Genomic DNA, 25027 nt, shown 5'->3' on the forward strand with positions numbered 1-25027 from the left:
GCGCTAGCCGTTCAATGCCCTGAGCGCGGCCTCGTGCACCCGGCGGTCGCCGGCGGCGAGGATACGGCCCGCCTGCCACGCCGGCTCGCCTTCCCAGTTGGTGACGATGCCGCCCGCGGCCTCGACGATGGGGATCAGCGCGTGAATGTCATAAGGCTGCATTTTGGCCTCGACGATCAGGTCGACCAGGCCATGCGCCATCATGCAATAGGCGTAGCAGTCACCGCCAAAGCGGCGCAGCTTCACCCGCTCCTCGACCCGGCGGAACGCGGGCATGTCGACTTCGGGCTCGAACATGTCTGGTGTCGTTGAATAGAGCACCGCGTCCTCGAGATTGGCGCAGGGCCTGACCTTCAGCCGGCGATCGCCCAGAAACGCGCCGCTGGGCCCGCCGGTGAAGCGCTCGCCGGTAATCGGCTGATCCATGATGCCCAGCACCGGGCGCTGATATTCGGCCAGGCCGATCAGCGTGCCCCAGGTGGGAAAGCCGCCGATGAACGAGCGTGTGCCGTCGATGGGGTCGAGCACCCAGGTGAAACGCTCGCCCCATTCGGCGCCGTGTTCCTCGCCATACACCGCGTGGCCGGGATAGCGGTCGGCGATCAGCGCGCGCATGGCCGCCTCGGCGTCGCGGTCGGCGGCGGTTACCGGATCGAAGTCGGCAACGCGCTTGTTGTCGATGGCGCCGGCCGACCGGAACAGCGGCCTGATCACCGTGCCGGCGGCATCGGCCAGCACATGCGCAAAGGCGAGCAGCTCGCGCGCTTCGGCATCGCTCAGTCGCTCTTTGCCATCGGTATCAACCACGGATTTCCCCTTGCGTAGGCTGCATCGCTGCATAGGTTAGGCACTCCAATCCAACAGGGGAAGCATCCAAGTGGCCGCCCGCGACTGCGACTTTCTGATCATCGGCGCCGGCATCGCCGGAGCAAGCGCCGGCTATTTCCTCAGCCGCCACGGGACCGTGGCGCTGCTGGAGCGGGAAAGCGCGCCCGGCTATCACACGACCGGCCGTTCGGCGGCGTTCTATGCGCCATCCTATGGCGGCACCAGCATCCGGCCGCTGACCATTGCCTCGGGCCCGTTCCTGCGCCAGCCGCCGGAAGGTTTCTCCGATACCAAACCGCTGAGCGAGCGGCGCGCGCTCTACATCGCCCGCCAGGACCAGGTCGCCGAACTCGACGCCTTCGAAGCCGCGCTCCGGGTGCTGGAGCCCGATATCGTGCGGCTCGGGCCGGCGCAGGCGCGGGCGTTGTGCCCGGTGCTGCGCGAGGATTACGTGGCCTCGGCGCTGCTCGAGCCGGAATGTTCCGACCTGGACGTCAATGCGGTGCATCAGGGGTTTCTGCGCGGCCTGCGCCAGCGCGGCGGCACCGTTGTCACCGACGCCACCGCCCAGTCCATTACCCGGGTCGGCGGACAATGGTCCGTCGAGACGCCGTCGGGCACGTGGCGCGCGCCGGTGCTGGTCAATGCGGCCGGCGCCTGGGCCGATCAGGTGGCGCAGCTGGCGGGCCTCAGGCCCATCGGCATGCGCCCGTTGCGGCGGACCATCATCATCCTGCCGCCGCCGCCGCTGTTCTCGCCGCATTGGCCGGTGGTGCTGGACATCGGCGACCAGTTCTACTTCAAGCCGGAATCCGGCCGCATCCTTGCCTCTCCGGCCGACGAAACACCCAGCGACCCGGTCGACGCCCAGCCCGAGGAGCTCGACATCGCCATCGCCATCGACCGCATCCAGCAGGCGGCCGATATCCCGGTCCGGCACGTGGACAACAAATGGGCGGGCCTGCGCACCTTCTCGCCCGACCGCACGCCCGTTGTCGGCTTCGACGGCAGCGCCCCGGGGTTCTTCTGGTTCGTCGGTCAGGGCGGCTACGGCATCCAGACCGCGCCGATGATGGGGCGGCTTGCCGAAAGCCTGATCATCGACCGGAACATGCCCGAGGAACTGGCCGGCTTCGACGTGTCCGCCGCCACCTACGATCCCGACCGTTTCCGCTGACGGAGATTTCATGCGCGCCATCATCTGCCGCGAACACGGCGACCTGTCCGTCCTGAAGCTCGAGGACGTGCCCGATCCGGTTGCCGGCCCCGGACAGGCGCTGGTGCGGATCCGCGCCTGCGGCATCAACTTCGCCGACAGCATCATGGCGGCGGGCAAGTATCAGAACCAGCCCGAGCTGCCGTTCATTCCCGGCTCCGAGATCGCCGGCGACGTGGTGGCGCTGGGCGAGGGCGCGGCAGGATGCTCCGTCGGCGACCGGGTGATGGGCCTGCCCGGGCGCGGCGGCTATGCCGAACTGGTGGCGGTGAATGTCAATCGGCTGACCCGCCTGCCGGAGCATCTGGCCTACGAGCAGGCCGCCAGCTTTGCCGTGACCTACGGCACCAGCCACGTGGCGCTCGCCCACCGGGCGCGGCTGAAGCCGGGCGAGACGCTGCTGGTGCACGGCGCAGCCGGCGGCGTGGGCCTGACAGCGGTCGAACTGGGCAGGATCATGGGCGCGCGGATCATCGCCACGGCGGGCGGCCCGGACAAGCTGGAGATCGCCCGCGCCGCCGGCGCCCACGAGACCATCGATTACCTGGCCGAGGATATCCGCGAGCGGGTGAAGGCGCTGACCGGCGGCCGCGGCGCCGACGTGGTCTATGACCCGGTAGGCGGCGATGTGTTCGACGCCTCGCTGCGCTGCGTCGCCTTCGAGGGCCGCATCCTGGTGATCGGCTTCGCCGGGGGCCGCGTGCAGCAGATCCCGGCCAACCACGTGATGGTGAAGAACGTCGACATCATCGGCGTCAACCGACCGGCCTATGACAGCTTCGCACCCGACGTGTCACGCGCCAGTCAGGAGGAACTGCTCGGCTGGCTGGCGGCCGGCAAGATCAGGCCGCTGGTATCGCGGACTTTCCCGCTGGAGCAGGCCGTCGAAGGACTGAAATCGGTGGTTACCCGCAAGTCCACGGGCAAGGTGGTGATCAGCCCCTGAAGGCCGGCCAGACACGGCGGCAGGCCGGGGAGTCCCGCTGTAACCCATTGTTCATGAAACACTTCCCGAATTGCCTTGATTCATGGCCGGGGAGTCCTAAAATCAGTCATGTACCTTTGGCCGCGAGTTTCGCGAGAAGGTACTGCCCTTCGTGGGCGTTTCCTCCCTAAACTTGGGCCACTTCAGGCATCTGGAGTGGCTCTTTTTTTGACCGGCCCGGGCGCGCAAGCGCCGCACCGGCGGTATTGTTCCGGTCCGGGACGATCGTTGAGGGGCCGGCTCAGAATGCCTTGAGCAACTCGGTCGGCAACGCGGCCAGCGCCGCGATCAGCGCACTCATGGCGTCGCGCAGCGGCGTAAAACCCTCGCTGCGGCTCATGGTTGCCTCGTCCATATAGAGCGCGCGGTTGATCTCGATCTGCAGGGCGTGCCGGCCTTCGCGCGGCATGCCGTAATACCGGGTGTTGAAGCCGCCCGAATAGGGATCGTTGCGCACCACCCGGAAACCCTGCTCGGTCAGCGCCTGCTGCGCCACCGTCATCACGTCGCCGTGGCAGCTTCTGCCATAGCGGTCTCCCAGGATGATGTCGGGCACCGATCCGCCGCTCTTGAGCGGCATGTCGCCCCACGAGCCGCCGCAGGACGGCATGGAATGGCAATCGATCAGCACCGCGCAGCCATACTGGGCGCGGGTCCGGTCGAGCAACCGCGACAATGCCTGGTGATAGGGCTTGTAGACCACCGACACCCGGCGCTCGGCCTCGGCAAAGGGCATGCGCCCGTCATAGATGGCGGTACCGCTCGCCACGACGCGGGCGATGGTGCCCAGGCCGGCGGCGACCCGGCCCGACCGGGCGTTGACGTATTCGGGCAGCGGCCCGTCGAACATTTCCGGGTCCAGCTCCCACGCTTCCCGGTTCACGTCCAGATAGGCGCGGGCATAGGTCGCCTGGATCAGCGGCACCCCCAGATGGGGCGCGGCGCCGAACAATTCGTCCACGAAGGCGTCTTCGGATGCGCGCAGGGTGAGGGGATCGAGCCGCGACGACGCGATGAAATCGGCCGGGTAGTGGCGGCCGCTATGCGGCGACGCAAACACCAGCGCCGCGGTCTGGCGCGCCGGTTCGGTCACCAGGCATGCGGGCGGGCCGGATTCGGTGTCGAGCGCGGCTTGGATGTCGAGTGCGGGTTCGCTGGGGGTCATGGTCCGATCATCTGGTACCGGATGCACCCTCCGGCAAGGCACTTCCATATGGAATTATGACGGATTCTGGCCGCAGGGCAACCGGGCGCGCGCGAAACGCACAAGGCGGCGCATTCCGGCAACACAGGTCTTGCGCGCACGAAGGTTTTGCTTATAGTCCGCGCCGATCCCGAGGGGCGCATAGCTCAGTGGTAGAGCACTACGTTGACATCGTAGGGGTCGCAAGTTCGAACCTTGCTGCGCCCACCATCATCCTCCCGGAAACAATCGAGAACGTCGCTGCCCCCATCGGGGTACAAGCGTCTTGCGACCCGCAATGGGCGGAATGCCACGTTCCTGACCGTCGGCCATGGCGTGCATCAGCGGATCATTTGGGCGCGAGACCGACCGCTGCGAGAACACGGTCCAAGGTGCTTTCCTGGCGGCCGACACCCTCGAAATCGCCTCGCAATGCCTTCAACGCATATCGCTCCTTGTTGATCTCATCCGCTGTCCGGAAGCCTAATCGGCGGAGGATCGGCACAGGCGGACACCATCCCTGAATAGCGTGCTGAAGGAGGAACGCGGAGACGAGCGCCGGCAGCACAAGCCACCTGCGATCTGACACTGCGCCGAGCAGAACCCCGGAAAGGGCCAAAGTTGAAGCGTTCGCTTCGATGGCCCTCTCTATGTCCCATTCCCGATCAAGTTCAGTCAGGCGTTCGGGAATCTCGTCTTTGTGTGACCGGAAGTACGCAACGCTTTCCCGCGTCGCCTCTGCTATCCGGTCGTTGATTTCTGGTGCGGTGCTAACCTGGACTCGCTGGCGAGTGCTTCTCATCGAACCCTCCTGCTCTAAACTGGTCTTCTTGCAGCTGCCCTTCTCAGGAGCCAGCCACCGACGATCATCGCAGCACCCCAGGCCAGGAATGCGTAGTCCCAGACCGATTGGCCGGCCACCTGATACACATGATGCAGGTTCAGGATGTGATGATCGATTACCCCTTCGACAACATTGAACAGCCCCCACCCCATTAACATCGATCCCGAGAGCGCCTGTCCGGACCTGGATTCATCCAGGTCTTTCGTCGCCTCCCAGAGCAGCCAGATTCCGATTGCCGTGGCCATCCAGACGAGTGCGTGAAAAGCGCCGTCCCAGACCATGTTGATCTTCGCACCGATCAGGGTATCAGCCGGAATGCGGGCGGAGAGCATGTTGTGAAACTGGAGAAGTTGATGGAACAGGATGCCATCGACAAAGCCGCCCATTCCGATGCCTATCGCGAGACCTGCAGCATGCAATTTCCGCGGCATCAGGAACTCCGTGCGTAAAGCGCAAATGCAACGACGACGCCGAGTGCAGCCATCGGGGCGGCAACCAGCGCCAGATTGATCAGGAAGTCGCCTTGAAACAGTCGCTCCCTGACAGCTTCGGCCGTTTCGCTGTGGCACAGCGTGCACGCGAGCAGCGGGGAGGCAGGAAAAGCCGCCAATCCAACTGTCAGAAGTCCAACGCGCATTGTCATGCCAACTCCGTCCGTTGTTGGCATAACAGTCGTTTCGGGCAAATGTTCCGGTCACCAGATGGTGAAATCAAGCCGGTCTTGCGGATCGAAACCGGCGGAAAGGGCCATATTTTTCGGGTTTCCGATCTGGCGGCACCGGACGGCCTCCAAAAGCTGTTCGCGCCGAGGGGCTGACAGTCAGGGTGCTGTGCGCCGCCCGGCGATATCGCACGGGCCTTTTGCGGTTTCCCTCAATAAAATCAGCATTGATGATTTACTCTAAAAATGGCGTTGTCTACTGTCCTGTCCAGCAGGCGGAACACCGCCGCGCAATTGAGGGGAGATACTCGCATGTCCGCAACCAACCGGCCCATCAACCGCAAGGTCGTGCTCGTCAGCCATGTCAACGGCCTGGTCGGGCCCGAGCACTTCCGGATCGAGGAAGAGACCACGCGTCCACCGGGCGAGGGGCAGGTTCTGGTCGAGACGGATTCCATTTCCATCGACGCGTTCATCCGCACCAGCCTGAACGACACGGAAGGCCTGCACACCCAGGTGCCGGTCGGCGGCACCGTCATCGCCCTGGGCGTCGGCCGGGTGATCGAGAGCAATGCGCCGGGCTGGTCGGTGGGCGATGCGGTGGCCGGGCCGCTCTGCGCCCAGACCCATGCGACCCTGCCGGTTGGCATGTTGCAGAAGATCGACGATTCCATGCCGCTGTCCACCTATCTGGGGGCACTGGGCCTGACCACCGGCGTCACCGCCTATTTCGGCATCCGCGAGGTGGGTCAGGTGAAGCCCGGCGAGACCGTGCTTGTCTCGGGCGCGGCGGGCGCGGTCGGATCCATCGTGGGGCAGATCGCCAAGATCGCCGGGGCGCGGGTGATCGGTCTGGCGGGCGGGCCGGACAAGGTCGCCTATCTGACCGGCACGCTCGGCCTCGACGCCGGCATCGACTACAAGGGCGAGGATGTGGACGCCCGGCTCAAGGAACTGGCGCCCGACGGCATCGATGTGTTCTTCGACAATGTGGGCGGCGAGATCCTCGACATCGCGCTGGACAATATCCGCGAGCGCGGCCGGGTGGTGATCTGCGGCGCCATCTCGCAATACAACGACCAGCAGCATGTGCGCGGCCCGAGCCTGTATCTGCGCCTTGCCGAGCGCTATGCGCGCATGGAGGGCTTCACCGTCATGCACTTCACCGCGCAATTCCCCGAAGCCTATGCCCAGCTGGGACAATGGCTGGCCGAAGGCAAGCTGAAGATGCCGGAACAGGTGGTGCACGGCATCGACGCCTTTCCCGCCGCCCTGCGCTCGCTGTTCGTCGGCGGCAACACCGGGAAGATGCTCGTCAAACCGTGACCGCGGCTTGCGCCCGGTCCGGCCAGGCACCGCGTCATCCCTGATCAGGAGTTCGGATGCAGGCGGCGAGAAGGCCTCGCCGCTTGCCGCGGCAACCGCTGGCCCCTACCTTCCACGCGATGCCAAAATTTTATCCGGGTCCCATAACCTTCTCGAAGCCGGCCATGCTGCTGCCGGCAATGCTTGGCGTGCTGCTGCTCGCGGCCGGGCCGGCACAGGCCCTGGCGCCGATCCGGGACTATCTGAGCACCGGCGAGGCGGGCGAGCGCGACCACGCCTATCCGCTAATGCGCTGCGGCGCGCTCTACATGTCGTCGCTGAAGGTGGCGGGCGCCGGCGTCACGCCGGACAAGGCCGAGAACGTGATGCAGACGGCAATGAAGATGATCGCCATCGCCACCTCGTTCCGCATGACACCCGGCGACGATCCAACGGCGACCGCCAATGGCGTGATGGACGAGGTCGAGCGGATGGTCGAGGAGTACGGCGCCGAGAGTGCGGCCACGGGCAGAGGATCGCTGGTGAAGCAGGATTTCAAATATTGCCGCAACTTCGCCGAGCCGTTCGCGCGCAATTATGACATGGACCCGCCCCAGGCAGTCCGCCAGCCCCGGCCGGTGCCGCGTGAAACGCCCGCACCCCAGCCGCAGCCGCGCCGCCAGGAACCGGAGATCCGCCCCGGCGACGTGCCCGGCGCGCCGTTGCCGCACTAGCAACCGGCGCAATGCCGGCAGGCCTATGCCTGGGCGCTGGGACGGCTCTCGATCCGTTCCCACCAGCGCAGCAGATTGGGATGCCGCTCGGTGAAGAACAGTCCCTCGCCCTTGCCGGTCCCGAGACGGGCATATGTGGTGATGTCGACCACCGTGAACGCGTTGCCGGCGATGTAGTCGCGGCCGGCCATCTCCCCTTCCAGCCAGTCGAACTTCTTCAGCGCGTCCTTGCGGCACGCCTCGACATAGTCCGGCACCTGGGTCAGCACCTCGGCGAAGAACGGCTGCGAGTGCTTGACGAAACTGGTGACGTAGCTGGCCACGTCCAGCTCGATGCGGCGGTTCCACATCTCGATGATGGCGCGCTCCTTCGGCGTGGTGCCGAACAGCGGCGGGTTGGGATGCAATTCCTCCAGATAGCGGCAGATGGCGTAGGACTCGCTCAGATAGGTGCCGTCCTCCAGCCTGAGCACGGGCAATGCCGCCATGGGATTGATCCGGCGGAATTCGGGCGTGCGGTGTTCCATCTTCGAGAACGCCACGTTCTCGCGCTGGATCTCCAGCCCCTTTTCCGCCAGGTACATCCGCACCCGCTTGGTATTGGAGCCGGCCTTGTTGTCGAGCAACGTCAGGCCCTCGAGCCGAGTGGTCATGATGTCTCCTGCTGATTCCCTGTTCCGCAGGCAGAGTAGCCCCGCATGTCCCTGAAGCGAAAGGCCGATATGCCCCGCGGCCGGTTGATCCGGGACGTCCGGTCTCCTAATGTCTGCCCGATTGGCGCTGGACGCGCCTTCAGGAGGGGCATGCCGGCAAAAGTACTGTTCATCGGACTCGATGCGGGCAGCGCGGCGCTGGTCCGCCGGTTCGCCGCCGAGGGCGCCATGCCGACCTTCTCCCGGCTGGAGCGTGATGGCGCGCTGTGCCGGCTGGAAAGCCCGCTGCGCACCTTGCCGGGCGCCATCTGGCCCGAGATCATGACTGGGATTTCCTGCGGCAGGATGGCCGAGTTCTACCATCCGGGCCAGCTTCATACCGGCGAATCCCGAATCCGGCCGATCAGCGAGGAAGAGACGCGGACGGAACGATATTTCTGGACGAAGGCCAGCCGCGCCGGCCGGAGGGTCGCGGCCATCGACATTCCCCAGGGCGTGCTGGCGCCGGACCTGAACGGCATCCAGATCGCCGAATGGGGCGTGCATGACCGCAATTTCCGCCCCGGCTCGGTTCCCCCGGAGCTGATGGGCGAGATGAGTGCGCTGTATGGCGACCATCCCATCCAGGGACGCGCCTGCGACACGCTGGCCAGCCAGCAAGGACACGACGTCCTGCTCGATGGCCTGCTGAAAGGCTGCCGCAGCAAGGCCGACATGATGGTGGACCTGCTGGACCGGGAACACTGGGACCTGTTCGCTTGCGCGTTCGGCGAAACCCACTGCGCCGGCCATCAGCTCTGGCACCTGCTGGACAAATCCCACCCCGAGCATGACCCCGATGCGCCCCAACATCTGCGCGATTCCATGAAGCTGATCTATTCGGCGATCGACGAGGGCATTGGCCGTCTGATCGATCGCGCCGGGACGGATACCACGGTGATGGTGCTGACGAGCCACGGCGTCGGACCCTATGCGGGCGGGCCGCAGCTGCTTCCGGAGATAATGTCGCGGCTGGGCATGTCGAGCCATGCCGATTCGCCCCTGCGCCGTGCGTTGCGCGGCATGCACAATCAGGCCCGCTACCTGCCCTTCGGCATCAAGCGCCTTTTGCGCAAGACCCTCGGATTTGGTGCGCTGCGCCGCGTGCAGTCGGGGATCGGCGCATCATTTGACCCGTTCGAGTCTCCCCGCACCCGTGCCGGCGCGGTGAAGAACAACCGCTGCGGCGCCATCCGGCTGAACCTGAAAGGCCGCGAGCCCTTCGGCTCGGTCGCGCCGGGCGCCGAGGCACAGGCGCTGATGGCCGAGCTGTGCGATGCCCTGATGTCCCTGACCCTGGCAGGAACCGGCAAGCCGATCGTCGAAAGCATCGTCAGCGCCGAAGACGCGTTTGGACCCGGTCACCATCCGGACGTGCCGGACCTGATCATCCGCTTCCGCTCCGACATCGGGCCGATCGAGGCCTGCCATTCGGCCCGGGTGGGCCATGTGGCGGTCCCGATCCGCTCGCCGGGATATCCGCGCACCGGCGACCATGTGCCCAATACGCGATTATGGGCGGCAGGTCCCGATATCCGCGCGGGACGGCGGATGCCCGACGGCAACGTGCTCGATATCGCGCCCACCATCCTCCACCTGCTTGGCGTGCCTGCCGGAGACACCGACGGCAAGCCGCTCCCGCTTCACCACTGAATTCTGCACCCGTGCTGGCCGGCCCTTGGCCGCGGCCCGCCCACGGCCTATGGTATGCGATCCCTGAACCGGATCGATGCATTGTCGAAGTCGCCGCCCGCCGCAGTTCGCCCTTCCATGATGGTGCCGCTGGTGATTGCCTGCGCGCTGTTCATGGAAACCCTGGACGGGACGGTGATCGCGACCGCCATTCCCGCCATCGCCCGGGACCTGGACGAAAGCCCGCTGGCGCTCAACCTGGCAATGACCGCCTACATGCTGAGCCTCGCCGTGTTCATACCGCTGAGCGGCTGGCTGGCCGACCGGTTCGGTGCGCGGCGCATCTTCTGCGCCGCTATCGTGGTCTTCACCCTGAGCTCGCTGGGCTGCGCGCTGGCGGTCGATCTCAATACGCTGATTCTTGCGCGTGTCTGCCAGGGCATGGGTGGGTCCATGATGATGCCGGTCGGCCGGCTGATCCTGCTGCGCACCATTCCCAAGAACCAGTTCGTCAAGGCCATGAGCTGGGTGGTGATCCCGGCGCTGGTCGGCCCGGCGGTCGGCCCGCTGCTGGGCGGCTTCATCGCCACCTACTGGTCGTGGCGCTGGATTTTCCTGATCAACCTGCCGATCGGCGCGTTGGGCCTGTTCCTGGCGCTGCGCCACATCGGCCCCATCACCGGTCCCAAGCCGCGCAAACCCGATATCGCCGGCTTCCTGATGCTGGGACTTGGCCTGGGCAGTTTCGCCTTCGCCATCGACAATCTGGGCCGGGGCATCCTGCCGGCCTGGTCGGTGGTGGCCGGTTTCGCGGTGGCGGCCGTCACGCTGACGATCTATGGACGCCATGCCCTGCTCAGCCGGTATCCGGCGCTCGACCTGCGGCTGCTGCGCATCCCCACCTTCCGCATCGCCACCGTCGGCGGCTCGGTGTTCCGTGTCGGCATCGGCACCGTGCCGTTCCTGCTGCCGCTGATGTTCCAGCTGGGCTTCGGCCTGTCGCCGCTGGAATCGGGGGCGCTCACCTTCTCCACCGCCATCGGCGCCATGACCATGAAGGTCGTGGCCACCTGGGTGCTGCGCCGGTTCGGCTTCAGGACGCTGCTGACCTGGAACGCGCTGATGAGCGGCGTGCTGCTTGCAGCGACCGGCCTGCTCCGGCCGGATACGCCCTATCTGATCGTGCTGGCGCTGCTGATGGTCTCGGGCTTCTTCCGCTCGCTGCAGTTCACCTGCTTCAATGCCCTCAGCTTCGCCGATGTGGATGACGCGCGCATGAGCAACGCCACCAGCTTTTCCAGTGTTGCCCAGCAGCTCAGCCTGGGCATGGGCGTGGCGTTTGCCGCCCTGCTGCTCAGCCTGGTGCCCGGCATGGCGGACGGCCATACCGTCCAGCGCATCGACCCGGACAACTTCCTGCCGATCTTCGCCGCAGCGGGCCTGATGTGTGCCGCGTCCTGGCTCTGGGTCCGCAAGCTGACACCGGATGCGGGCGCGGTGATGAGCGGCTTTGGACGGAAGCCGTCATCTAACGCCGAATTACCCGCCGAGTAGCGGCGTCCCAAGTCTACTGGTTGTTCCAGGCAGGCGACCGGGCGATGTCGCTGAACGCCTTTCTGGCCGCCTCGGCAGGTTCGCCCTCGATTCGCTGGCCATCGGCCGAGATCTGGTCCAGTTCGCCGTCACCGTCGATGGTGCAGCGGACCACGATTCGCCGTGGTTCTTCCGAATCCTGGGTAATGAAGTCGATCTGCGACTGACCGGGTCCCCAGCTGTGCGTGTCGACCTTGCCGCCGGTGATCGGCTCGCCCAGCGCCCTGGCCGCGGAAATGCAGCCGCTGGTCAACACCTCCGGCTTGTAGACGACGCCGCAGCCGGCCAATGCCACGGCGAGTCCGAACAGGGCCGTGCCCTTCGCAATTCCGATCACGTTTCCTCCGCTACCCTGGGCGCACGCCGATCCGGGGCGCCGCCTTCCTTATAGGTAACGCCGCCGCGCGGCGAAAGTGGCGGCCTTCATGTGCCGGACTTCGACGCGACGGCATCGATCACGATCCTGACGTCGAGGCCGACCCACTGGCCGGTGGCCCATTGCCCGTCGCCCACCTTGAAGTCGGTGCGCGTGATGCTGAAGCCGGCCTTGATCGCCGCCCGGTCGCCGTCTGGCGTCAGGGTGAAGGGAATGGTGACCTGCCGCTCGATGCCCTTGATCGACATCACGCCGGTAGCCTCGAAGCGCCGGTCGTCCTTCTTGACGATCTTGCGGGACCTGAACGTCGCCCTCGGGTGATCCGCCACGTCGAACCAGTCGCTGCCGGGCAGCGCCTCGTTGCGCTGCTTGTCGCCCGCGTCGATGGCCGACAGGTCCACACTCGCCGTCAGCGTCGCCCTGGCCAGATCCGACGGATCGAGGGTGAGGTCGGCGGCGAATCTGGGGAATCTGCCGGTAAACTCCTGGCCAAGCTGGGTGGCGGTGAAGGTCAGGCTGCTCTTTCCCGGCACGATGCGCCATGTCGGCGCCGCCGGCTTCGCGGCCTGGGCGGGCGCCGGCCGCGTGTGGCCCGCGGCATCTTCCTTGTGCTTGCCGCCCGCCGCCCATGCCCCGGATGCGGCAAGGCACGCCGTCAGCAGCGAAACCGTCAGCCACCGTGTCATCGCTGCTCTCCCTGCGGCGGGCGCAGGAACGGCACCATGCGCGCCAGAACGTCATCCTTCAGGATGAAATGATGCTTGAGCGCCGCCGCGACGTGCAGCACCAGCAGCGCGACCGCGCCGAATGCCAGCCAGACATGCGCCGCCAGCGCCGCGCCGAACATGGATTTCGGCACCGGCAGATGCGGCCAGGAGATCTGGCCGTAAAGCACCGTCGGAATATTGTAGGGCGAGGCCGACACCATGGCCCAGCCCAGCAACGGGATGAGGATGATCAGCCCGTAGAAGCCGATATGGGTGGCCCGCGCCGCGATCCGCTCCCAGGGCTTGAGCGTCGGCGGCAGCGGCGGCGCCCGGTGCGTCAGCCGCCATGCCAGGCGCAGCAGCGACAGCAGCAGCACGGTGATGCCGATCGACTTGTGCCACTGGTACAGCGCGAACTTGCGGGCGAGTTCAGCATCCGGCAGGCCGGTCATGACGATGCCCAGGACCACCAGCGCGCCGACCGCCAGCGCGATCAGCCAGTGCAGGGTGATCGCCACCGCCGAATAGCGGGTCATCGCCCGGTCGCCGCGGCGAAGGCGGTTTTCGCGGCATCGAGGTCGCCATTCCGTGCGCGGGTGCCGTCGATCTTGATGCGGGTCAGGGCGCCGCGCATGTTGACCTTGCACTTGATATTGACCGTCACCGGCCCGGCGCCGTCCGGCTGCAGGTGAAACCGCAGGATCGATTCTCGCCCGACAACCGCGCGGTAGTCGAGCGACCCGCTGGCAAGGTCCGGCCGCAAGGCGGCCGAGGCGGCCTCGCAGCCCGCCAGCATGGACTTCTTGCCCAGCGGCTCGCCGCACGCAGCCAGCGCCATCAGACCCGCGATCGTGACGAGAATTCGTATCCGCATTGTCAGAGTCATAGCACGGCGGCGCGCGGCGTCCAGCGCGGCGGTTTTTCAGCATGGCCGCTGGAAACTTCGCTGGACATTACCGCGAGATGGACGTTTGCTTAACTGGCGCCGGGCCAAAAGATATTGGGGAGATATCGTGGTCGAGGAAACGGGACACCGTCCGCTGTCGAGGCGGACCATCGTCTTCTACGGTCTGTCCGAAATGCCGCTGCAGGTGGCCAGCGTCGTCGTTTCCGCCTACCTGCTGAACTATTATGCCACCGATCTGGGACTCGGCCTCGCGGCCATGGGATTCGTCTGGCTGTTGGCGCGAATCTTCGATGGCGTCACCGACCCGCTGATCGGATATCTGAGCGATATCACCCGGACGCGGTGGGGTCGCCGGCGCATCTGGATGGTTGCGTCCGTGCCGGTGATGATGCTGGCCGTCTGGAAACTGTTTTTTCCACAGCTGCCGGTCGACGAAACCTATTTCCTGATCTGGATGCTGATGCTGTGGCTCGGCTGGACCATGCTGCTGATCCCCTATTACGCCTGGGCTGCCGAGCTATCGACCGACTACAACGAGCGGTCGGTGATCGTCGGCTGGCGCGTCTGGCTCGGCATGGCGGCCAACGTCTCCAGCAAGGCGCTGCCGGTTCTGGCCCTGCTGGTGTTCGGATTTGGCGGGACGCGCGAGGTGCTGCTGATGGTCGGCGCCATGACCCTGGTGCTGGTGCCGCTAACAGTCGGCCTGACGGTCGCGAATGTGCCCGAATTGCCGGAATTCCAGCCCACCACCATTCCTTTCTGGCGCGGCCTGAAAGTGATGTGGCGCAACGGCCCGTTCCGCCGGCTGATCGTGGCGTTCTTCATCAGCTACATGGGGACCACGGTCGCCACCGCGACAGTCCTGTTCTACATCCGCAGCGTGGTCGGCGAGGAAAAGCTGGGGATCGTCTTCCTGCTCGCCTTCTATCTGGCATGCCTGGTGGGCATTCCGTTCTGGGTCTGGCTCTCGAAGCGGATCGGCAAGCACAAGACCTGGATCGCCTGCCTGATGATCTATCCCTGCACCAGCCCGTTCTATCTGCTGCTGGGCGAGGGCGACTTCTGGTGGATGATCCCGATCACCATGGCCACCGGCTTCGGCGCCGGATCGAATCAGGTGCTGGCCAGTTCCATGAAGGCCGATGTCATCGACCTGGACACCATGATGACCGGACAGAACCGTGCCGCCCTGTTCTTTTCCGTATGGGCGATGGCCACCAAGCTGGCCCTGTCGATCGGACCGTGGCTCGCGCTGACGCTGCTCGCCTGGCTCGCCTTCGACCCGGCGCCGGGCGCGGCCAATTCGGATACCAGCCTGTGGGGCCTGAAACTCGTATTCGCCCTGGGCCCGCCCGTCTTCATGATCGTGACCATCATTGTCGCCTGGCGCTATCCGATTACCGAGGAACGCCACCGCCGCATGCGCGCGGCCATCGAGCGGCGCAACGCGCGCCGCACCGAACGCGAACGGGTCGCGGAAGCCGTGCGGGCGACGGCGGAATGGGCTACGTATTCTCCGGCACCAGTCCCGCTCAGGCCCGGCCCGGATCCTGCCCGCGGATAGGAACCCTACGATCAAGCAGGTTATCCGATGACCGATCAGGATTTGATTTTCAACCGAAGACCCGCCACGGCACAGGAGATGGCCAGCTTCAGCACGGCGCTCACGGTCCTGGCCGGAAAATGGAAGCTGGAAATCCTCTGGCATCTCAGCCTGGGTACAAAGCGGTTCAGCCAGTTGCGGCGCGCGCTGCCCCGCATCACCCAGCACATGCTGACGGCCCGTTTGCGCGAATTGGAAGCTGACGGAATGATTCACCGCAAGGTGTATGCCGAGGTGCCACCGAAAGTCGAATATACGCTCTCGCGCGCCGCAGTCGACCTGGCGCCCATGTTCGCCGCCGCGTTAGAGTGGGCATACAAGTATTCGGACAGTCTGAAGACGGACAGGCAAGGCTGATGGCGCGGCATATCCATGCCGTGTCGTCTGGCAGACTGATAGTATCTATTTCCATACTTGGTACGATTTTTAACCGTACTTGACCATATTTTGCGTTTCCCGGCACTGTTCCCGCCACATCGGCCCATTAAGGCCAAGCCGGGAGAACGACCGTGACAAAAGCCAGCGCCAGGCCCGACGACGTCAACTTCATGGATCCCGAAACCCAGGAGTGTCCCTACACGGCCTACGGGACGCTGCGCGACCAGGCACCCGTCTGGCGCGATCCGCTGACTGGCTATTACGTAGTCACGCGCTATGACGACCTGCGCGAGATACTGCTGGACACCGAGCATTTCTCCAATGACCGGTACAGCCGCATCGCCCTGGAGCAGATGACCGAGCGCGACCTTCGCATGCTGGCTCTGTATCAGGACAAGGGATGGGTGCCCGCGGCCACGCTGGGCGGGCGGGACGACCCTGGCCACAAGCAGATGCGGGCGATCTTCGATCAGGCGTTCCGCGCGGGCAAGATCAAGGGGCTGGATCCGCTGGTCGAGGATATCGCCCATCGGCTGATCGACAAGTTCATCGGCGACGGGCACTGCGACTGGGTGCAGCAGTTCGCCGTACCGCTGCCGCTGACGATCATCGGCAGGCAAATGGGCGCCAAGGAAGAGGACATCTGGCGGATCAAGGCCTGGACCGACGCCTGGGTGCAACGGCTTGGCCGCATGCAAAGCGAGGAGGAAGAACGCTGGTCGGTCGAGATGGAAATCGAGGCCCAGCATTATTTCCAGCCGATCTTCGAGAGGCTGCGCAAGGAGCCGGACGACACGCTTTTGTCCGACCTGGTGAACACGGTCGTCCCCGAATGGGGCCGCACGCTGAACGACAACGAACTGCATGCCGAGATGATGGCCGACACCTTCGTCGGCGGCTCGGAGACCAGCACCAACGCCCTGTCGGCGGGCGTAATGCTGCTGATCCAGAACCCCGATGTCTGGGCGCGCCTGAAGCAAGGCGACGACAAGGACCTGCGCACCTTTGTCGAGGAGGTGCTGCGCCTCGAGAGCCCGGTCCAAGGGCTGTTCCGCATTGCGACCAAGGAAAAGCGCATCGGCGACACGGTGGTGCCGGCCGATTCCATCCTCAATATCCGCTACGCGTCGGCCAACCGCGACGACCGGCACTTCGAGTGCCCGGAGAAGCTGGACCTTGATCGCAAGAACGCCGGCAGCCACCTGGCCTTTGGCTCGGGCGTGCACCATTGCCTGGGCGCGCCGCTCGCCCGACGTGAGTTGTGGTGGGGCTTCAAGGCGCTGATCGAGCGCATCGACGACATGCGCTTCGCTCCCGGCAGGAACGACTTCCGGCACGCGCCCAACTTCATGCTCCGCGCGCTCAAGGAACTGCACATCGAGTTCACCCCGACGCGGTAGGCGCGCTACACCTTCTCCAGCACATGCACCGCGCACGCTTGGCCCAGACCCAATACGTGGGTAAGGCCCAGCCTTGCGCCCTCGACCTGCCTTGCGCCGGCTTCGCCGCGCAGATGGGTCGCCACCTCATAGATATTGGCGATGCCGGTCGCACCGAGCGGATGGCCTTTCGACAGCAGGCCGCCCGAGACATTGACCGGCACCTTGCCGCCCAGCCAGGTGGCGCCCGAGTCGATGAACGCCCCGGCCTCGCCTTCGCCGCATAGGCCGAGATTCTCGTAATGTACGATTTCGGCGGTGGCGAAGCAGTCGTGCAACTCCACCAGGTTGATGTCCTGCGGGCCGATCCCGGCCTTCTCATAGGCGATCCTGGCCGCGTCGCGGGTGCAGGTGTTGAAGTCGGGCAGGGTGAGGTCGCGCTGGGTGAAGCGGTCGCTGGTCAGCGCCGAGGCGCGCACCCGCACCGCGCGGCCCATGCCCAGCTCGCGGGCCTTCTTCGCCGAGGCAATGACCGCAGCGGCCGAGCCATCCACGTTCACCGAGCACATCAGCTTGGTGTTGGGATAAGCGATCATCTCGGCGCCCATCACGTCTTCCAGCGGCGTCTCGATCTGGTACATCGCCTTGGGATTGAGCGTGGAATGGTGGTGGTTCTTCACCGACACCTTGGCGAAATGCTCGGGCTTGGTGCCGTATTTGCGCGAATGCTCCATGCCCACCTCGGCGAACAGGGCGGGCATCAGCCGCGAACCCAGCAGGCCCTCGCGCGGGATGCCGTCATCGCCGCCGCCGGCGTTCCCCAGCAGGCCCTTGCCCATCTGTTCGGCGCCAACCGCCAGCACCAGGTCGTATTCGCCTGATTTCACGGCCAGATACGCCTCGCGGAACGCGGTCGCGCCCGACGCGCAGGCATTGGTGCAATTGACCACCGGAATGCCGGTCTGACCGATCTGCTGCAGGATCTTCTGGCCGACGAACTGGGTGACGTGTCCCACATTGCCCAGATAGAGCGCCTGCATGTCCTTGATGCCGAGCCCGGCATCGTCCAGCGCCAGCAGCGCGGCTTCCGCGCCCAGGCCGTCGATGGTCCGGTGCGGGAACCGCCCGAACTTGATCATGTCCACGCCGAGTACGTAAACGTCTTCGCTCATGTCAGGTCTCCACAGATCGCAACAACAAAGCCCGTCATTCCCGCGCACGCGGGAACCCAGATGGGGAAAGGGCAGCGGCTGTCGTGGGCTTCAGTCACGACAAACCCCCTTATTTCCGCAGCGCGCCGGTGCTCTACGAAGAGCTGGGTCCCCGCGTGCGCGGGGATGACGGCGGAGGGTGGGAGTGAAAACACCTTCAGCCCTTCTTCGGCACGAAGAAGTAGGACACATATGTCCTGCCTTCCTTGTTCTTGTGCTCCAGCTCACGGAACACCACCTCGACCTTCATGCCTGTCTTCACATGCTCGGGGTCAGGCTCCACGTCGATCAGCGTGCCCTTCAGCGAGCAGGCGCCGTCCAGGTCGACGGTGGCCGACACGAACGGCACCTTGATGCCCGGATAGGAGCGGTGGACGATGGAAAAGGTGTAGAGTTCGCCGGTCGTCGGCAGCCGCACCGCCTTGAACGGCTTGCGCGAGAAACACTTCGAGCAGGCCATGCGCTCGGTGGTGTAGATCTCGCCGCAATCGGCGCATTGCTGCCCTTCCAGATAGGGCGCGCCATCCGCGCCGAATTTCAGGAACGGCACGATGGTCGGCGGGTTGGCCAGGGCGGTGTCGGACATGCGTTGCTCTCCTAGTTCACTTGACGCGCGGTCTCGCCCCAGAAGCGGGCGCGCAGCACCTTCTTGTCGGGCTTGCCGATGGCGGTCACCGGGATCGAATCGGCGAACTCGATGCGCTTTGGCGCCTGTACCGAGCCCTTCTTTTCCTTCACCAGCGCGATCAGCTCCTCGGCGGTGACGGCGGCGCCGTTCCTGCGGACGATGACGGCGGTGACCGCCTCGCCCCACTTGTCGTCGGGCACGCCGATAACGGCGGCCTGGGCCACGCCCGGATGCCGGGTCAGCACGTCCTCGACCTCCTTCGGGTACACGTTGAACCCGCCGGAGATGATCATGTCCTTCTTGCGGTCGACGATGTAGAGGTAGCCCTCCTCGTCCTTGCGCGCCATATCGCCGGTGTGCAGCCAGCCGCCGCGCAAGGTGGCCGCCGTTTCCTCGGGCCGCTTCCAGTAGCCATCCATGGCGAGCGGGCTGCGCACGCAGATCTCGCCGACCTCGCCCTGCGGCACCTCGGCGTCGTTCTCGTCGAGCAGCTTCACCTGCACGTTGGCGACCGGGAAACCACATGACGCCAAGCGCTCGGGATGGTTCGGATCGTGGTCCCAGGTGTTGAGCGTGGTCACCGTCATCGGCAGCTCGGACTGGGCATAGAGCTGCAGGAACACCGGGCCGAAAATGCCGAGCGCCTCCTTCAGCCGGGTGGGCGACATGGGCGAGGCGCCGTAGACCACCAGCTTGAGGCTGGACAGGTCCAGCTCGCGAATGCGCGGGTGCTCGAGCAGCCGGTAAAGCATGGTCGGCACCAGCCAGGTGACGCTGATCTTCTCGCGCACCACGCAATCGAGGAACCTGTCCGGATCGAAGCCTTCCTGCAGATGCACCGTGCCGCCCTTGACGAAGCTGGGCGCGACCATGGAGCCGCCGGCGTGCGACAGCGGCGTCACCACCAGGGTGCGGATGTCGCGCGGCCATTCCCACTCGGCCAGCATCATCAGGATGGCATTGACCGATGCCCGGTGGCGGTGGATGACGCCCTTGGGCCGTCCCGTCGTGCCGCCGGTATAGACCAGCCCGACAATGCCGGCGGGATCGGCGTCGTCCCATAATTTGGTTGGCTCGAAGCCGTCGGCCCGGGCCAGCAGGTCGTCGCCCATATTGGTCGGGCCGACGCTGAACACGTGTTGCAGCCGGGGCGACAGCGAGGCAAGCGCCGCGCCGCGCTCGGCATAGTGCGGATCGACGGCCAGGGCGTCGGCTTCGCTGTCCTCGATGATGAAGCCATGATCCTCGACCGCACCCAGCGGATGCAGCGCGGTGTAGCGGATGCCGAGCAGGGTACAGGCGAGGCGCACCATCAACGTCTCGGGCCGGTTGGAGCCCAGCTGGCACAGCGCCATGCCGCGTTTCAGGCCGCGCGCCTGCATGGCCTGCATGATCTGGCTGATCCGGTCGCCCAGCTGCCGGTAGGTCAGGCGGATGTCGCCGCACACCAGCGCCTCGCGGCTGCCGTAGCGCTCGATCGCCCGGCGCGAGATCTCGCCCGCGGTGGTGCCCAGATGGACTTCGGCCAGTTCGGTCATGTTACTACCCCGTTTCCCCGCGCCCACTCTATCGACGGCTTGCGGGCGCATCAATCAGCGGATCACGGGGCTATCCACCGCTGCCGCGCCGCGATAGGGTTCGTGCCGACCCCTGTTTGGATTCAGGCACATGCGCGCAAGGCTGGCCCTGCTGTCGATCGTCCTTTTGCTGCTGCCCGGTGTGGCGCGGGCGGAACCGGGCGACCTGAATGTGCCGTTCAGCGCGCCGCCGACCAGCATCTTCCGCTACCGCATCGACGTGACCCAGTCGCGCCAGAAGGACGGCGATTCCGGCCCGACCATAACCGCGACCCAGGTCGCCGAGGTGTCGTTCCGGGTGCTGTCGACCCGGAGCGACGGCTACCGCATGGCGATGAGCTACGACAAGGTGGAAAGCCGGTCGCCGCAGATGAAGGCCATGGGGATCAGCGACGAGGTGGCCGACAAGATCGGCAAGCGCTTCGAGCGCACCACGCTGGTCTATCTGTGCGACCTGAACGGCAATCCCACCCGGCTGGAGAACCTGGCTGACGTGAAGGAGGTGATGGCGAAGAACATCGGCACCCTCCGCTATTACTTCAAGCAGGCCAGGCTGCCGCCGCAGGCGGATGCGACCATGGGCAAGATGGTGGATGGCATGGAGCAGACCTACGCCAGCATGACGCCCGATCAGGCCAATCACATGCTGCTGGACGACATCAGGCCGCTGTTCGGCACCACCGGCATCGACCTGCCGGTGGGCGGCGCGATCGTGTTCGAGGAGACCGAGCCCTGGCCCATGACCGGCACCCTGCTGAAGACCAGGGGCACCTTGCGGCTGGTGCGCCAGGATGCAAGCCAGGCGGTGATCGAGCTGCGGACCGCCTACGACCGCGACAGCGTGCGCGAGGGTCTGGCCACCGCGCTGCAACAACGGGCCGATCAAAGTGGCGGCCAGGTGCCCGAGAGGCTGGCCAGCACCATCAAGAGCATGGAAAACTACGACGTGCAGGAATTTCAGACCACGACGCTGCGACTCGCCGACGGATGGCCGGACACGATGACTATCGAGCACCAGTCGATCATCGGGCCCGAGCGCCGCTTCAAGCGTACGGTGGCGACGCGCCTGCCTTAGGCAGGGCAACGAGGAGAGAGCGATGGAGTTCATGAAGTGGACGGTGGGCGACGTCACCATCACCAAGGTACCGGAACTGGACCGTGTGCCGGGCATGCGCGGCCTGATTCCGGCCGCCACCCGCGAGGCGATCGAGCCCATCAAGTGGCTGCAGCCCCACTTCGTCACCCATGACCTGAAGATGCTGGCGAGCATCCATGCCCTTATTGTCGAGACCGGCGGCCGGCGCATCCTGGTCGACACCTGCGTCGGCAACGACAAGGACCGGGCATTCGACGCCTGGAACCACATGCAGGGCCCGTTCCTGCAGGATCTGGAGAAGGCCGGCTTCCCGCGCGAGAGCATCGACACTGTGCTGTGCACCCATCTGCATATCGACCATGTGGGCTGGAACACCATGTGGGTGGACGGCAAATGGGTGCCGACCTTCCCCAACGCCCGCTACCTGATGGGCGCCGAGGAATTCGCCTACTGGAAGAGCGAGGCCGACGCCGACGATGCCCGGCCTGCCGGAGACAAGGGCATGCTCGAGACCGGCCAGGTATTCGGCGATTCCGTCCGGCCGGTGTTCGAGGCCGGGCTGGTTGACCTTGTCGGCACCGACCACATCATTACAGACGCGGTCAGGCTGATTCCGACAGTCGGCCACACGCCCGGCCATGTCAGCGTGATGATAGAATCGAAAGGCGAGACGGCGATGATCACCGGCGACTTCATGCACCATCCCTGCCAGATCGCCCGGCCGGAATGGGCCGCCGCCGTGGATTACGATTCGGACCAGTCCACCCGCACCCGCCGCGACGTGTTCGAGCGGTATGCGGATACGCCGACACTGATCATCGGCACCCATTTCGCCAGTCCCACCGCCGGACGCCTGAAGCGTGACGGTGACACATACCGGCTCGACGTCGAGGAGTAGGTCCCTTCCGGAACACCGCGTCACATCGGGGATCGGAACCATGACCCGGACGCTGTCGCGCGGGGTCTTCGTCGTGCTCGTTCTCGCGGCGGCCGGCTTCTATGGCTGGAGCGGCTGGCGCGAATACCGGGAGCAAAGCACGCCGGTGGCGGCCGAGACCTTCAAGAAGCCCGACATTCCCTATGCGCCCACGCCGCAGATCGTGGTCGAGCGCATGCTGGAGGCGGCCAAGCTCGAGCGCGGCGACGTTTTGTACGACCTGGGCTCGGGCGACGGCCGGATCGTCATCAAGGCGGCGCTCAGCTTTGGCGTCAGGGCGGACGGCTTCGAACTCGACCCCAAGCTGGTCGAACAGTCGCGGGCGGCGGCACGGGAAGCCGGGCTGGAGAACAAGGTCACCTTCCTGCGCCGCGACATCCTGACCCTTGACCTGCAGGACGCCGACGTCATCACCTTGTCGCTCAGCCGCGACCTGAACCGCAAGCTGCTGCCCCAGCTGGAAAGGCTGAAGCCCGGCGCACGCATCGTCAGTCACGACTGGGGCCTGGGCGACTATGTGCCCGAGAAGCTGATCCGGTTCGCGCCCGAGGTCGAAGGCGGCCGCGAGCATCTGATCTATGTCTACACCACGCCGCTGAAGACCGCCTCGGCGGCAACGGCCGTGGACCGGCCCGATACCGCCGGCATCAACTTCGTGCCGACGCCCGAGCCGGTCGCCGAGGAAATGCTGGTGATGGCGCGCGTGATGCCGCACGAGACCGTCTACGACCTGGGATCGGGCGATGGCCGTATCCTGATCGCGGCCGCGCGAAAATACGGCGCGAAGGCGGTCGGCTACGAGATCAATCCCAGGCTGGTGGAAGAATCGCGCGAGCGCATCAAGGCGCTGGGCCTCGGCAAGAAGATCGAGGTGCGCGAGGGCAATCTGTTCGAGGCCGATCTGAGCCAGGCCGACGTCGTGACGCTCTATCTGAGCCCGACCATGAATGCCAAGCTGCTGCCCCAGTTCGACCGGATGAAGCCCGGATCGCGCATCGTCAGTCACGATTTCGACATTCCCGGCATCCGCCACCAGACCGTTGTCAAGGTGACGCCGGGCGGTGCATACAAGCGCGAGAGGACTATCTATCTGTGGACCACGCCGCTCGAGCGCGTGAAGAACTAGATCTAGGGAACCAGCCATGAGCGTGATGCAGGCCATCAACCCGGCGAGCGGCGACGTGATCGCCACCTACCAGCAGCACAGTGCCGGCGAGGTAACCCAGATGGCCGACAATGCGGGCCGCGCCTTCACCGGCTGGGCGGCGACCGCCATCGACGATCGCGCCGCGCTGCTGCCGCGCCTCGCGGCCGTGCTGGAGGCCAACAAGGAGCGCTACGCCCGGCTGATGACCGCCGAGATGGGCAAGCCGATCCGGGAAGCACGCGCCGAAATCGAGAAATGCGCCTGGGCCTGCCGCTATTATGCCGAGCACGGTCCGGCCTATCTGGCTGATGACATTGTCCGGACCGATGCGCACAAGGCGTTCGTGGCGTTCCGCCCGCTGGGCGTGGTGCTGGCCGTGATGCCCTGGAACTTTCCGTTCTGGCAGGTGCTGCGCTTCGCCATCCCCAGCCTGCTGGCGGGCAACGCGGCCCTGCTGAAACACGCCTCCAACGTGCCCGGCTCGGCGCTTGCCATCGAGGAGGCGCTGCGCGAGGCGGGCCTGCCGGACGACGTGTTCCAGACATTGATGATTCCCAGCACCATGGTCGAGGGCGTGATCAGGCACGGCGCCGTGCGTGCGGTCACCCTGACCGGCAGCAACGCCGCAGGCCGGGCCATCGCCTCGGTGGCGGGCGAGTGCCTGAAGAAAAGCGTGCTGGAGTTGGGCGGCAGCGATCCATTCGTGGTGCTGGAAGATGCCGATCTGGACAAGGCCGCCGAAGCGGGTGCGGCGAGCCGGCTGTTCAACACCGGCCAGGCCTGCATCGCCGCCAAGCGGTTCATCGTCGTCGACAGCGTCGCCAAGCAGTTCGAGGAAAAGCTGGCCGAGCGCATGCTGGCCCGCAAGATGGGCGACCCCATGGACGAGTCGGTGGCGCTGGGCGCACTGGCCCGCGCCGATCTGCGCGACGAGCTGCACGGCCAGGTCGAGCGCAGCCTGAAGGATGGCGCCCGCAACATCCTGGGCGGCGCCATCCCCAACGAGCCCGGCGCGTTCTATCCCGCCACCATCCTGAACGGCGTCGAGAAGGGCATGCCCGCCTTCGACGAGGAGCTGTTCGGACCGGTCGCGTCGATCATGACTGCCAGGAACGAGGACGATGCGCTGGCGATCGCCAACGACACGCCCTATGGGCTGGGCGCGGCCGTGTTCACCGAGGACCGCAAGCGAGGCGAGCGCATCGCCCGCGACCATTTCGACGCCGGCGTCTGTTTCGTCAACGACTTCGTCAAGTCCGACCCCCGCCTGCCGTTCGGCGGCGTCAAGGAAAGCGGCTATGGCCGCGAGCTCGGCATCTTCGGCATCCGCGAGTTCACCAATATCAAGACGGTGGTGGTGGCTTAGGGCGGCAATCGCTCCACAGGCCATTTTGCCCGTTTACCACCG

The 25027-nt window shown here is 65.7% G+C and carries 26 protein-coding genes and 1 tRNA gene; 14 read left to right on the top strand and 13 right to left on the bottom strand.

The features are described from left to right. Positions 1 to 3: 3 nt before the first annotated feature. On the bottom strand, positions 4 to 807 hold the full coding sequence (gene hisN / locus WJU21_RS09080; RefSeq protein WP_346323086.1) for a histidinol-phosphatase: 804 nt from the start codon (positions 805 to 807) through the stop codon (positions 4 to 6). Positions 808 to 877: 70 nt separating this feature from the next. Between hisN and WJU21_RS09085 the strand changes: the two genes are divergently transcribed. Further along, a complete protein-coding gene (locus WJU21_RS09085; protein WP_346323087.1) occupies positions 878 to 2005 on the top strand; it encodes an FAD-binding oxidoreductase in 1128 nt (375 codons plus the stop codon). A gap of 10 nt (positions 2006 to 2015) precedes the next feature. Next, complete coding sequence (locus tag WJU21_RS09090) at positions 2016 to 2990, top strand: NADPH:quinone oxidoreductase family protein (RefSeq protein WP_346323088.1); 975 nt, start codon at positions 2016 to 2018, stop codon at positions 2988 to 2990. A 280-nt stretch (positions 2991 to 3270) separates the two neighbouring features. Here the strand turns inward: WJU21_RS09090 and WJU21_RS09095 are convergent, their stop codons facing one another. Then, positions 3271 to 4194, bottom strand: coding sequence for an N-formylglutamate amidohydrolase (locus tag WJU21_RS09095; RefSeq protein WP_346323089.1), 924 nt, complete (start codon positions 4192 to 4194; stop codon positions 3271 to 3273). 174 nt (positions 4195 to 4368) lie between these two features. Here WJU21_RS09095 and WJU21_RS09100 point away from each other — a divergent pair. Continuing rightward, positions 4369 to 4443, top strand: a tRNA-Val gene (locus WJU21_RS09100). A 118-nt stretch (positions 4444 to 4561) separates the two neighbouring features. On the opposite strand, the gene WJU21_RS09105 is transcribed toward WJU21_RS09100, so the two are convergent. The 3 genes from WJU21_RS09105 to WJU21_RS09115 are packed head-to-tail and all read right to left on the bottom strand — an operon-like array spanning position 4562 to position 5699. Then, positions 4562 to 5014: a hypothetical protein gene (locus tag WJU21_RS09105; protein ID WP_346323090.1), complete on the bottom strand. Its 453-nt coding sequence runs from the start codon at positions 5012 to 5014 to the stop codon at positions 4562 to 4564. A 14-nt stretch (positions 5015 to 5028) separates the two neighbouring features. Beyond that, entirely contained in the window at positions 5029 to 5487 is a 459-nt protein-coding gene (locus WJU21_RS09110; protein WP_346323091.1) for a DUF2243 domain-containing protein, read from the bottom strand. After that, entirely contained in the window at positions 5487 to 5699 is a 213-nt protein-coding gene (locus WJU21_RS09115) for a hypothetical protein (RefSeq protein WP_346323092.1), read from the bottom strand. Before WJU21_RS09115 ends, WJU21_RS09110 begins: the two co-directional genes overlap by 1 nt. A gap of 330 nt (positions 5700 to 6029) precedes the next feature. On the opposite strand from WJU21_RS09115, the gene WJU21_RS09120 reads away from it, so the two are divergent. Together WJU21_RS09120 and WJU21_RS09125 are read left to right on the top strand one after the other, a co-directional pair. Next, complete coding sequence (locus WJU21_RS09120) at positions 6030 to 7043, top strand: NADP-dependent oxidoreductase (RefSeq protein WP_346323093.1); 1014 nt, start codon at positions 6030 to 6032, stop codon at positions 7041 to 7043. Between the two features lie 164 nt (positions 7044 to 7207). Further along, the gene (locus tag WJU21_RS09125) at positions 7208 to 7756 is read left to right on the top strand and encodes a hypothetical protein (RefSeq protein WP_346323094.1); all 549 of its coding nucleotides are present in this window, start codon (positions 7208 to 7210) and stop codon (positions 7754 to 7756) included. A gap of 23 nt (positions 7757 to 7779) precedes the next feature. Here the strand turns inward: WJU21_RS09125 and WJU21_RS09130 are convergent, their stop codons facing one another. After that, positions 7780 to 8409 (bottom strand): glutathione S-transferase family protein, encoded by a 630-nt coding sequence (locus tag WJU21_RS09130; protein WP_346323095.1) that lies wholly within the window; start codon positions 8407 to 8409, stop codon positions 7780 to 7782. Positions 8410 to 8559: 150 nt separating this feature from the next. Between WJU21_RS09130 and WJU21_RS09135 the strand changes: the two genes are divergently transcribed. Next, positions 8560 to 10101 (top strand): alkaline phosphatase family protein, encoded by a 1542-nt coding sequence (locus WJU21_RS09135; RefSeq protein ID WP_346323096.1) that lies wholly within the window; start codon positions 8560 to 8562, stop codon positions 10099 to 10101. Between the two features lie 54 nt (positions 10102 to 10155). Then, entirely contained in the window at positions 10156 to 11634 is a 1479-nt protein-coding gene (locus WJU21_RS09140) for an MDR family MFS transporter (protein WP_346323097.1), read from the top strand. 13 nt (positions 11635 to 11647) lie between these two features. Here WJU21_RS09140 and WJU21_RS09145 read toward each other — a convergent pair whose 3' ends face one another. The 4 genes from WJU21_RS09145 to WJU21_RS09160 all read right to left on the bottom strand — a co-directional run bounded on the left by WJU21_RS09145 (position 11648) and on the right by WJU21_RS09160 (position 13630). Beyond that, the gene (locus tag WJU21_RS09145; RefSeq protein WP_346323098.1) at positions 11648 to 12010 is read right to left on the bottom strand and encodes a hypothetical protein; all 363 of its coding nucleotides are present in this window, start codon (positions 12008 to 12010) and stop codon (positions 11648 to 11650) included. Between the two features lie 86 nt (positions 12011 to 12096). Further along, positions 12097 to 12735, bottom strand: coding sequence for a YceI family protein (locus tag WJU21_RS09150; protein ID WP_346323099.1), 639 nt, complete (start codon positions 12733 to 12735; stop codon positions 12097 to 12099). Further along, entirely contained in the window at positions 12732 to 13292 is a 561-nt protein-coding gene (locus tag WJU21_RS09155) for a cytochrome b (protein ID WP_346323100.1), read from the bottom strand. The genes WJU21_RS09150 and WJU21_RS09155 overlap by 4 nt, the downstream gene beginning before the upstream one ends. Continuing rightward, positions 13289 to 13630, bottom strand: a complete 342-nt coding sequence (locus WJU21_RS09160) for a hypothetical protein (protein WP_346323101.1) — start codon at positions 13628 to 13630, stop codon at positions 13289 to 13291. Before WJU21_RS09160 ends, WJU21_RS09155 begins: the two co-directional genes overlap by 4 nt. Before the next feature lie 139 nt (positions 13631 to 13769). Between WJU21_RS09160 and WJU21_RS09165 the strand changes: the two genes are divergently transcribed. The 3 genes from WJU21_RS09165 to WJU21_RS09175 all read left to right on the top strand — a co-directional run bounded on the left by WJU21_RS09165 (position 13770) and on the right by WJU21_RS09175 (position 17044). Then, positions 13770 to 15227, top strand: coding sequence for an MFS transporter (locus tag WJU21_RS09165; RefSeq protein ID WP_346323102.1), 1458 nt, complete (start codon positions 13770 to 13772; stop codon positions 15225 to 15227). A 78-nt stretch (positions 15228 to 15305) separates the two neighbouring features. Beyond that, positions 15306 to 15623, top strand: coding sequence for a helix-turn-helix domain-containing protein (locus WJU21_RS09170; RefSeq protein WP_346323486.1), 318 nt, complete (start codon positions 15306 to 15308; stop codon positions 15621 to 15623). Positions 15624 to 15775: 152 nt separating this feature from the next. Further along, positions 15776 to 17044: a cytochrome P450 gene (locus WJU21_RS09175; protein WP_346323103.1), complete on the top strand. Its 1269-nt coding sequence runs from the start codon at positions 15776 to 15778 to the stop codon at positions 17042 to 17044. A gap of 5 nt (positions 17045 to 17049) precedes the next feature. On the opposite strand, the gene WJU21_RS09180 is transcribed toward WJU21_RS09175, so the two are convergent. The 3 genes from WJU21_RS09180 to WJU21_RS09190 form a co-directional block, all read right to left on the bottom strand. Next, a complete protein-coding gene (locus WJU21_RS09180; protein WP_346323104.1) occupies positions 17050 to 18195 on the bottom strand; it encodes a beta-ketoacyl synthase N-terminal-like domain-containing protein in 1146 nt (381 codons plus the stop codon). A 196-nt stretch (positions 18196 to 18391) separates the two neighbouring features. After that, entirely contained in the window at positions 18392 to 18820 is a 429-nt protein-coding gene (locus WJU21_RS09185) for an OB-fold domain-containing protein (RefSeq protein ID WP_346323105.1), read from the bottom strand. Between the two features lie 11 nt (positions 18821 to 18831). Then, entirely contained in the window at positions 18832 to 20400 is a 1569-nt protein-coding gene (locus WJU21_RS09190) for an AMP-binding protein (RefSeq protein ID WP_346323106.1), read from the bottom strand. A gap of 130 nt (positions 20401 to 20530) precedes the next feature. On the opposite strand from WJU21_RS09190, the gene WJU21_RS09195 reads away from it, so the two are divergent. The 4 genes from WJU21_RS09195 to WJU21_RS09210 are packed head-to-tail and all read left to right on the top strand — an operon-like array spanning position 20531 to position 24985. Then, positions 20531 to 21514: a hypothetical protein gene (locus tag WJU21_RS09195; protein WP_346323107.1), complete on the top strand. Its 984-nt coding sequence runs from the start codon at positions 20531 to 20533 to the stop codon at positions 21512 to 21514. A gap of 22 nt (positions 21515 to 21536) precedes the next feature. Beyond that, on the top strand, positions 21537 to 22433 hold the full coding sequence (locus tag WJU21_RS09200) for an MBL fold metallo-hydrolase (protein WP_346323108.1): 897 nt from the start codon (positions 21537 to 21539) through the stop codon (positions 22431 to 22433). Positions 22434 to 22473: 40 nt separating this feature from the next. Then, complete coding sequence (locus WJU21_RS09205) at positions 22474 to 23598, top strand: class I SAM-dependent methyltransferase (protein WP_346323109.1); 1125 nt, start codon at positions 22474 to 22476, stop codon at positions 23596 to 23598. Positions 23599 to 23623: 25 nt separating this feature from the next. Next, a complete protein-coding gene (locus WJU21_RS09210; RefSeq protein WP_346323487.1) occupies positions 23624 to 24985 on the top strand; it encodes an NAD-dependent succinate-semialdehyde dehydrogenase in 1362 nt (453 codons plus the stop codon). The last annotated feature ends 42 nt before the right edge of the window (positions 24986 to 25027 follow it).

Origin of the sequence: Emcibacter sp. SYSU 3D8 (assembly GCF_039655875.1) — a bacterium.
Lineage (GTDB): Bacteria > Pseudomonadota > Alphaproteobacteria > SMXS01 > SMXS01 > RI-34.

Excerpts from the sequence above, each read along its gene's own strand:
- WJU21_RS09185 (WP_346323105.1), bottom strand. The coding sequence starts at position 18,820 with ATGTCCGACACCGCCCTGGCCAACCCGCCGACCATCGTGCCGTTCCTG.
- WJU21_RS09205 (WP_346323109.1), top strand. The coding sequence starts at position 22,474 with ATGACCCGGACGCTGTCGCGCGGGGTCTTCGTCGTGCTCGTTCTCGCG.
- WJU21_RS09110 (WP_346323091.1), bottom strand. The coding sequence starts at position 5,487 with ATGCCGCGGAAATTGCATGCTGCAGGTCTCGCGATAGGCATCGGAATG.
- WJU21_RS09105 (WP_346323090.1), bottom strand. The coding sequence starts at position 5,014 with ATGAGAAGCACTCGCCAGCGAGTCCAGGTTAGCACCGCACCAGAAATC.
- WJU21_RS09090 (WP_346323088.1), top strand. The coding sequence starts at position 2,016 with ATGCGCGCCATCATCTGCCGCGAACACGGCGACCTGTCCGTCCTGAAG.
- WJU21_RS09195 (WP_346323107.1), top strand. The coding sequence starts at position 20,531 with ATGCGCGCAAGGCTGGCCCTGCTGTCGATCGTCCTTTTGCTGCTGCCC.
- WJU21_RS09120 (WP_346323093.1), top strand. The coding sequence starts at position 6,030 with ATGTCCGCAACCAACCGGCCCATCAACCGCAAGGTCGTGCTCGTCAGC.
- WJU21_RS09160 (WP_346323101.1), bottom strand. The coding sequence starts at position 13,630 with ATGCGGATACGAATTCTCGTCACGATCGCGGGTCTGATGGCGCTGGCT.
- WJU21_RS09170 (WP_346323486.1), top strand. The coding sequence starts at position 15,306 with ATGGCCAGCTTCAGCACGGCGCTCACGGTCCTGGCCGGAAAATGGAAG.
- WJU21_RS09140 (WP_346323097.1), top strand. The coding sequence starts at position 10,156 with ATGCGATCCCTGAACCGGATCGATGCATTGTCGAAGTCGCCGCCCGCC.
- WJU21_RS09190 (WP_346323106.1), bottom strand. The coding sequence starts at position 20,400 with ATGACCGAACTGGCCGAAGTCCATCTGGGCACCACCGCGGGCGAGATC.
- WJU21_RS09115 (WP_346323092.1), bottom strand. The coding sequence starts at position 5,699 with ATGACAATGCGCGTTGGACTTCTGACAGTTGGATTGGCGGCTTTTCCT.
- WJU21_RS09210 (WP_346323487.1), top strand. The coding sequence starts at position 23,624 with ATGCAGGCCATCAACCCGGCGAGCGGCGACGTGATCGCCACCTACCAG.
- WJU21_RS09095 (WP_346323089.1), bottom strand. The coding sequence starts at position 4,194 with ATGACCCCCAGCGAACCCGCACTCGACATCCAAGCCGCGCTCGACACC.
- WJU21_RS09200 (WP_346323108.1), top strand. The coding sequence starts at position 21,537 with ATGGAGTTCATGAAGTGGACGGTGGGCGACGTCACCATCACCAAGGTA.
- WJU21_RS09150 (WP_346323099.1), bottom strand. The coding sequence starts at position 12,735 with ATGACACGGTGGCTGACGGTTTCGCTGCTGACGGCGTGCCTTGCCGCA.
- WJU21_RS09180 (WP_346323104.1), bottom strand. The coding sequence starts at position 18,195 with ATGAGCGAAGACGTTTACGTACTCGGCGTGGACATGATCAAGTTCGGG.
- WJU21_RS09130 (WP_346323095.1), bottom strand. The coding sequence starts at position 8,409 with ATGACCACTCGGCTCGAGGGCCTGACGTTGCTCGACAACAAGGCCGGC.
- WJU21_RS09155 (WP_346323100.1), bottom strand. The coding sequence starts at position 13,292 with ATGACCCGCTATTCGGCGGTGGCGATCACCCTGCACTGGCTGATCGCG.
- WJU21_RS09135 (WP_346323096.1), top strand. The coding sequence starts at position 8,560 with ATGCCGGCAAAAGTACTGTTCATCGGACTCGATGCGGGCAGCGCGGCG.
- WJU21_RS09125 (WP_346323094.1), top strand. The coding sequence starts at position 7,208 with ATGCTGCTGCCGGCAATGCTTGGCGTGCTGCTGCTCGCGGCCGGGCCG.